The organism is Brunnivagina elsteri CCALA 953, from assembly GCF_002289455.1.
Taxonomy (GTDB): Bacteria; Cyanobacteriota; Cyanobacteriia; order Cyanobacteriales; family Nostocaceae; genus Brunnivagina; species Brunnivagina elsteri.
Map to the genome: position 1 here is coordinate 1 of NZ_NTFS01000361.1, position 6,674 is coordinate 6,674.

Genomic DNA, 6,674 nt, shown 5'->3' on the forward strand with positions numbered 1-6,674 from the left:
GGGTTATTTTATGCGTTTTCATATTAAATTGGTATTATTGCTTTTATTCATGCCCAATGCCTATTAATTATTAACTTTTTTAAACGGACTTCGCTTGGTTTGAGGCTTTTTGCTTTTGGATTTATTTTTCTCATAATCCAGTTCCTTCAGCTTTTTCATGATGCGGTTAAAGTACTCTTGGAAGTAGCTTTCCAGGGTAGTTGTTTCGCTGACATCAAACCCAAAAATGCTGTATACCTCATCCATAGATGCATTGAGGGATTTACCACTTGCCAACACTTCAGTAAAAGCCAATCTGTCAGCAACGTTCCATCCCCACTGAAAAAACCGGAGACTGCGACGTACTGCTCTTAACAAACCCACTGGCATTCTTGTCACACGAGCATTTTTGCCGGATAAGCGTTCGCATACAGTAATAATTTCTTCTGCACTCCAAGAGCGAGTTCCAACCAAAGGGAATACTTTTTTACTGGTTTCTTCGACTTTTAAAGCCCGAACCGCAAATTTAGCAATATCTTGAGTATCCATGTAAGCAATGGGAGACGATTTTCCTGTCACCCAAACTGGTTGTGCTTCCAAAATCGGTATCCCATATTGACCGATTAAACCCTGCATGAATCCAGCTAGTTGTAATATTGTATAATTTAAACCTGATTCCGCCAAAAACAGTTCAGTACACCGCTTAATTTCCATGAGCGGTACTTCGGGATATTTATCAGCATCTAAGATTGAGAAGAATATATAACGCTCTATACCTGCTGCTTTTGCTGCTTGGATGAGTTGTACTTTTCCATCCCAGTCAACTCGCTTGATACTGGGGGAATCTGTTGGACGGGCAGTTGCTGCGTCGATGATGGCTGTTACTCCTTCAAGGGCACGTTCTATTGTATCGGGGTAGCATAAATCGCCACCTACTAGTTCTGCTCCCCATTCTTTTAGAAATGAGGCTCTTCTTGCACTCCGTACGAGACAGCGCACGTTATACCCCTCATCGATAGCACGACGAGCCACTTGTCTTCCCAAGGTGCCTGTGGCACCGACGATTAGTATTGTCATGAGGGTTTGTTACGAAACTTAAAACTTTATTAATGAAATCTTATCAGAATTTTACAATACTAGCCAAAGATGGCAATTTTTTTAACTTTACTGGGATGGGAATGGAGCATGGGGAATGGGGCATAGGGAATAGGTTAAGATTTTTGAGTGATTAGGTGTTGATTATTTGAACCAAATCATTGTTTCTCATTTATTTCCAATGCCCAATGCCCCATGCCCAATGCCCAATTTTCTACAAATTATTCTTCTGCACCTTGAATTTTCAGCAATAATTGACCTAGCCCCCAGCCTAAGATGATTAAGCCGAAAGGAAATATTATTGCGTTTAAAAGTTCACCACTCATTGTCAATACTCCTTTGAGAATTGTTGATTTAGATTAAGTCTATCAGAGCGGTGAGGGGGTCGCGCAGAGACGCAAAGATGCAAAGGAGGAAAAATTGCCAGGTTTGGAGTTTGGGGTTTGGGAATTTTATACGTCAAGTTAAGAGTGCTGAGAAATATGTTTGGGAAATATGTTTGGGAAATCTATTTGGAAAATCTATGTCAGAGACTATATTTCGTCCCCGTTTGGTGATAACCTTGGGCGACCCGGCTGGAATTGGGACTGAGGTGATTTTGAAGGCTTTGGCTGATTCGCGATCGCACAACAATTTTGACATCACGATCGCAGGTTGTCGAGATTTGCTTGTTGATGGTTATATGGCTCTCAAATCAGTTTGCGATCGCAATACATTAGTGGAACCTGATGATTTAACTATATTAGATGTGGATTTAGATTCTTTAACCCGGAAAAATATAACTCCTTGTGAGGGAAGTGCAGCTAGTGGTATGGCTAGTTTTGCCTATATGGAATCTGCGATCGCTCGAACTTTGGCTCTTGAATTTGATGCGATCGTTACTGCTCCTATCGCTAAATCGGCTTGGAAGGCTGCTGGCTATAATTATCCCGGACAAACTGAACTTTTAGCCGAAAAATCTAATTCTCAGCGCGTGGGAATGTTATTTGTGGCTCGTTCTCCCCACACTGGTTGGATGCTTCGCACTTTATTAGCTACTACACATATTCCTTTATGTCAAGTATCCCAGGTATTAACGCCGGAATTAATGACACAAAAACTAGATTTGTTGGTGGAGTGTTTGGAAAATGACTTTGGAATCGAGAATGGGAGAATTGCGATCGCGGGGCTAAATCCCCACAGTGGAGAGCAAGGACAGTTGGGAAGGGAAGAAATAGATTGGTTGATTCCTTGGTTAGATAAGGAGCGTGGAAAGCGTCCACAGTGGCATCTAGATGGGTTTATTCCTCCTGATACTATGTGGGTTAAACCTGGTCAAGCTTGGTTTGGTAATCATCAAGTCCAAAATCTAGCTGACGGGTATTTGGCTCTTTATCATGACCAAGGTTTAATTCCAGTTAAGTTAATGGCTTTCGATCGTGCGGTAAATACTTCGATTGGTTTGCCTTTTGTGCGTACTTCTCCCGATCATGGTACTGCTTTTGATATTGCGGGTAAGGGAATTGCTGATGCGACGAGTATGAAAGCTGCGATTGAGTTAGCGGGTTTGTTATCAGTTCAGCGAAGGAAAAGCAAAGTTTAATTGGGGATTGGGGATTAAGTATAAAAACTGATTACTGATTCCTGCCTCCTGATTCCTAATTCCTGATTCCTGATTACTGCCTCCTGATTCCTAATTCCTATAATTCCCAAATTCGTTGCAAATTGAGGATAAAACCAGGTAAAATATCTTCCCCGGAAATGGTTGATGGAAATGTTAAAACTTCCACTTCTTGCTCTGGACGATATATTTCTACTTCCTGTTTTTTTCTGTTAATCAACCAACCCAGACGACATCCATTTGAGATATACTCTTGCATTTTTTTCTGAGTTTTGGTCAAGCTGTCACTAGGGGAAAGTATCTCGATGGCAAAATCAGGACATAGGGGAATAAATTTTTCTTTTTGTTCTTGAGTTAAAGCATTCCAACGAGATTTTTCTACCCAAGATACATCAGGAGAGCGGTCTGCTCCATTTGGTAAAGTAAATCCAGTGGATGAATCAAAAACTTCACCTAATTGATTTTGCTCATTCCACGATGCTACCTGGAGAATTAAATTAACATTACTTCTTCCTGTTTCTCCTCCCGTTGGTGGCATGATAACTAATTCTCCTTGGAAATTACGTTCTAGTTTTAAATCGGGGTTTGCTTCACACAATTGATAAAACTGCTCTCTTGTGAGTTTAATTAGAGAATTAAGGTTGAGTGTAAGTGCTGTCATACGATTAATTCCAGTTTTGGGCTTGCTAAAAGCCTATTTGCAAAATACAAAACAAGTATAAATTTTGTAGAGTTGCTGAGTTAAATCTTCTGATTTCTAATAATTACCAAATCCTTTGCAGGTTGAGAACAAAACCAGGTAAAACATTTTCCCCGGAAATGGTTGATGGTGATATTAAAATCTCTACATCTTGTTGAGGACGATATATTTCTACTTCTTGTTTTTTTCTGTTAATCAACCAACCCAGACGACATCCATTTGAGATATACTCTTGCATTTTTTTCTGAGTTTTGGTCAAGCTGTCACTAGGGGAAAGTATCTCGATGGCAAAATCAGGACATAGGGGAATAAATTTTTCTTTTTGTTCTTGAGTTAAAGCATTCCAACCAGATTTTTCTACCCAAGATACATCAGGAGAGCGATCGGCTCCATTTGGTAAAGTAAATCCAGTGGATGAATCGAAAACTTCACCTAATTGATTTTGCTCATTCCAGAACCACACTTGAGCGTTAACGTTAGAGGTACTTTTCCCTGTTTCTCCCCCCGTTGGTGGCATTATAATCAACTCTCCTTGGGCATTACGTTCTAGTTTTAAATTGGGGTTTTCTTCACACAATTGATAAAACTGCTCTCTTGTGAGTTTAATTAGAGAATTGAGGTTGAGTGTAAGTGCTGTCATGGCAGTAATTACGGTTTTTTTTCTGACTATCAAAATAAAAGGGGCTAATTATAAATTAGTCCCTTTTGCTGGAATTGGTGATTAAACTTTGTAATTAAATATCCAAATCCATGAGTTCGAGTTTAGAACCATATGCCTCAATAAATTCACGTCTTGGTTGTACGCGATCGCCCATTAAGATGGTAAATATCCGATCGGCTTCGGCAGCATCTTGAATTTCCACTTGTTTAAGGGTACGACTTTCGGGGTTCATGGTGGTTTCCCAAAGTTGCTGAGGCATCATTTCACCCAATCCTTTGAAACGCTGGATGGTGTAATTCGCGTTATCGGGGAACTGGCTGATGACTTTATTTTTTTCGCGATCGCTATAACAATAATAATGATTGCGTCCACGTTCGACTTTATACAATGGTGGGCAAGCTATGTAAATAAAGCCTTGTTCGATTAAAGCCCTCTGGTAACGATAAAAGAAGGTTAGCAGCAAGGTACGAATGTGGGCACCATCAACGTCAGCATCGGTCATTAAGACAATACGGTGATATCGGAGTTGATTGCTATCAAATTCCTCCCCTTTAACACCCAAACCTAAAGCCGCAATCAATGATTGAACTTCATTATTCTTATAGATTTTGGCATCGTCGGTTTTTTCGATGTTCAAAATTTTACCGCGCAATGGCAGTATGGCTTGGAAACGTCTGTCCCTACCTTGCTTTGCCGAACCCCCCGCAGAATCCCCTTCCACCAGATATATTTCCGATTCTCTAGGGTCGCGGGAACTGCAATCTGCTAACTTACCTGGTAGCGGAGAAGACTCAAGTACTGACTTCCTACGGACAAGTTCGCGAGCATGACGGGCAGCTTCGGCTGCTTTGAATGCTTGGATTGCCTTATCTAAAATTGCATCGGCAATACTGGGGTGAAATTCCAAATATTCGGTGAGAGCTTCCCCCACAAAGGAATCAACAATCCCACGAACTTCGGTGTTACCTAACTTGGTTTTGGTTTGTCCTTCAAATTCTGGATCGGGAACTTTGACGGAAATTACCGCAGTTAATCCTTCGCGAACGTTTTCCCCACTGAGATTTGGTTCATGTTCCTTAATTTTATTCCGCTTGCGAGCGATGACATTCATCGTCCGCGTCAACACAGCCTTCAACCCTTCGAGGTGAGTACCACCATCAACGGTACGAATATTATTTGCAAAACCTAAAACGTTGTCGGAGTAAGCATCGGTACACCATTGCAATGCCACTTCAACTTGAACGTTGTTACGTTCCCCTTGAACGAAAATAATCTCTTCGTGCAAAGGTTGTTTGTCAGAGTTCATGTAGGCGATATACTCACGGATACCACCTTTATATTCATAGACTTCAACCTGGGGAGTCTCACTTTTAATTACTTCTAGACGATTGTCGGCAAAAGTAATTTTGACTCCCGCGTTTAAATATGCTAGTTCCCGCAGGCGACCTGATAAAGTGATGTAATCGAATTCTGTAACCGTCGTAAAAATAGTGTCGTCTGGCTTGAACTGTACAGCAGTCCCAGTCTGTGTATCCTTTGATGGCTGGGCTTTTAATTCGCCTTGGGGAACACCCCGTTCGTAACGCTGGGTATATACCTGCTTATCGCGCCAAACTGTGACATCAAGCCACTCAGACAAACCATTTACAACCGAAACCCCGACTCCGTGAAGTCCTCCGGATACCTTATATCCACCACCACCGAACTTACCACCAGCCCCCAACACAGTCATCACCGTTTCCAATGCTGACTTTCCTGTTTTAGTGTGGGTATCAACAGGAATACCTCGACCGTCATCTTGCACCCGACAAGAACCATCGGGATTGAGTTCAACCTCAATGTTGGTGCAATGACCTGCTAAGGCTTCATCAACGGAATTATCCACCACTTCATAAACTAGGTGGTGAAGTCCTCGCGCTCCGGTTGAACCGATGTACATCCCCGGTCGTTTGCGGACATGTTCCAGACCTTCCAGAACTTGTATCTGATCGGCACCGTAACCTGTCGTCATGAAAATTCTCCTGATGTTTGGGGGTGAAGTCGCTAAAAAAGCGATTAAGTCAAAAACACTCCAAGATTCTAACACAAAAGGGGTATTGACGACTGTAGGGCGATTTGATGGTGATTTTATTTAGGGGTTTTATCCACCAAATTTTAACTTACAGGTTACTTTGGTTTTTGTGTCTTTTGGAATGTGTCTCTTGGAATGTGTATCTTGGAATAGGTATTTTTTAGATAAATATATTTAGATAAATATAATGGTTTATTAAAATATCAAGCCTAAAATACTGGTCTAAGTCTATTGTTTAATCGGCTAGGGTTTATGGCTTGATGAGGTTGGTGTATGCTGCTATGCGACATTAACATGCTTTAGTCGCTTTTGGTAGCATTTGCCATAAAAAGCTTTATTCGTCTTTGGGAACCTATAAATCTTTTTCGTAGATGTCTAAAATCAGGCAGTCACATTAAAATTAGCCCCCAGGCGGTAATATTGTAGTGCGATATGTCTCTGACATTAAGCTCCTCTTATGGGACTTCCAGAAAATAAAATATTCAAATCATATACCTACTAACACTATCACGCGAAGGGTGGGGAGACCCTTCGGATTCGCCACTTTGACGAAGAGAAGTTGCGTGCG

At 41.3% G+C, this 6,674-nt stretch carries 7 protein-coding genes; 2 read left to right on the top strand and 5 right to left on the bottom strand.

Translation table 11 applies throughout. The features are described 5' to 3' along the window. Positions 1–63 precede the first annotated feature (63 nt). Positions 64–1,056: an SDR family oxidoreductase gene (locus tag CK510_RS23760; protein ID WP_095724030.1), complete on the bottom strand. Its 993-nt coding sequence runs from the start codon at positions 1,054–1,056 to the stop codon at positions 64–66. A gap of 239 nt (positions 1,057–1,295) precedes the next feature. Next, on the bottom strand, positions 1,296–1,400 hold the full coding sequence (gene petM, locus CK510_RS23765) for a cytochrome b6-f complex subunit PetM (RefSeq protein WP_095724031.1): 105 nt from the start codon (positions 1,398–1,400) through the stop codon (positions 1,296–1,298). A gap of 197 nt (positions 1,401–1,597) precedes the next feature. On the opposite strand from petM, the gene pdxA reads away from it, so the two are divergent. Beyond that, complete coding sequence (pdxA, locus tag CK510_RS23770; protein ID WP_095724035.1) at positions 1,598–2,656, top strand: 4-hydroxythreonine-4-phosphate dehydrogenase PdxA; 1,059 nt, start codon at positions 1,598–1,600, stop codon at positions 2,654–2,656. A gap of 97 nt (positions 2,657–2,753) precedes the next feature. Here pdxA and CK510_RS23775 read toward each other — a convergent pair whose 3' ends face one another. The 3 genes from CK510_RS23775 to gyrB all read right to left on the bottom strand — a co-directional run bounded on the left by CK510_RS23775 (position 2,754) and on the right by gyrB (position 6,046). Continuing rightward, complete coding sequence (locus CK510_RS23775; protein WP_095724032.1) at positions 2,754–3,335, bottom strand: Uma2 family endonuclease; 582 nt, start codon at positions 3,333–3,335, stop codon at positions 2,754–2,756. A gap of 103 nt (positions 3,336–3,438) precedes the next feature. Further along, positions 3,439–4,014 carry a Uma2 family endonuclease gene (locus tag CK510_RS23780; RefSeq protein ID WP_095724033.1) on the bottom strand — a complete coding sequence of 192 codons (576 nt, stop codon included), beginning with the start codon at positions 4,012–4,014 and terminating at the stop codon, positions 3,439–3,441. Between the two features lie 94 nt (positions 4,015–4,108). Further along, positions 4,109–6,046, bottom strand: a complete 1,938-nt coding sequence (gene gyrB, locus CK510_RS23785; RefSeq protein ID WP_095724034.1) for a DNA topoisomerase (ATP-hydrolyzing) subunit B — start codon at positions 6,044–6,046, stop codon at positions 4,109–4,111. Here gyrB and CK510_RS34085 point away from each other — a divergent pair. Continuing rightward, positions 6,045–6,170 (top strand): hypothetical protein, encoded by a 126-nt coding sequence (locus CK510_RS34085; RefSeq protein ID WP_281257078.1) that lies wholly within the window; start codon positions 6,045–6,047, stop codon positions 6,168–6,170. The genes gyrB and CK510_RS34085 overlap by 2 nt on opposite strands. Positions 6,171–6,674 lie beyond the last annotated feature (504 nt).

Coding starts and splice junctions, on each gene's coding strand:
- CK510_RS23780 (WP_095724033.1), bottom strand. CDS start 4,014: ATGACAGCACTTACACTCAACCTCAATTCTCTAATTAAACTCACAAGA.
- petM (WP_095724031.1), bottom strand. CDS start 1,400: ATGAGTGGTGAACTTTTAAACGCAATAATATTTCCTTTCGGCTTAATC.
- CK510_RS34085 (WP_281257078.1), top strand. CDS start 6,045: ATGAAAATTCTCCTGATGTTTGGGGGTGAAGTCGCTAAAAAAGCGATT.
- CK510_RS23760 (WP_095724030.1), bottom strand. CDS start 1,056: ATGACAATACTAATCGTCGGTGCCACAGGCACCTTGGGAAGACAAGTG.
- pdxA (WP_095724035.1), top strand. CDS start 1,598: ATGTCAGAGACTATATTTCGTCCCCGTTTGGTGATAACCTTGGGCGAC.
- gyrB (WP_095724034.1), bottom strand. CDS start 6,046: ATGACGACAGGTTACGGTGCCGATCAGATACAAGTTCTGGAAGGTCTG.
- CK510_RS23775 (WP_095724032.1), bottom strand. CDS start 3,335: ATGACAGCACTTACACTCAACCTTAATTCTCTAATTAAACTCACAAGA.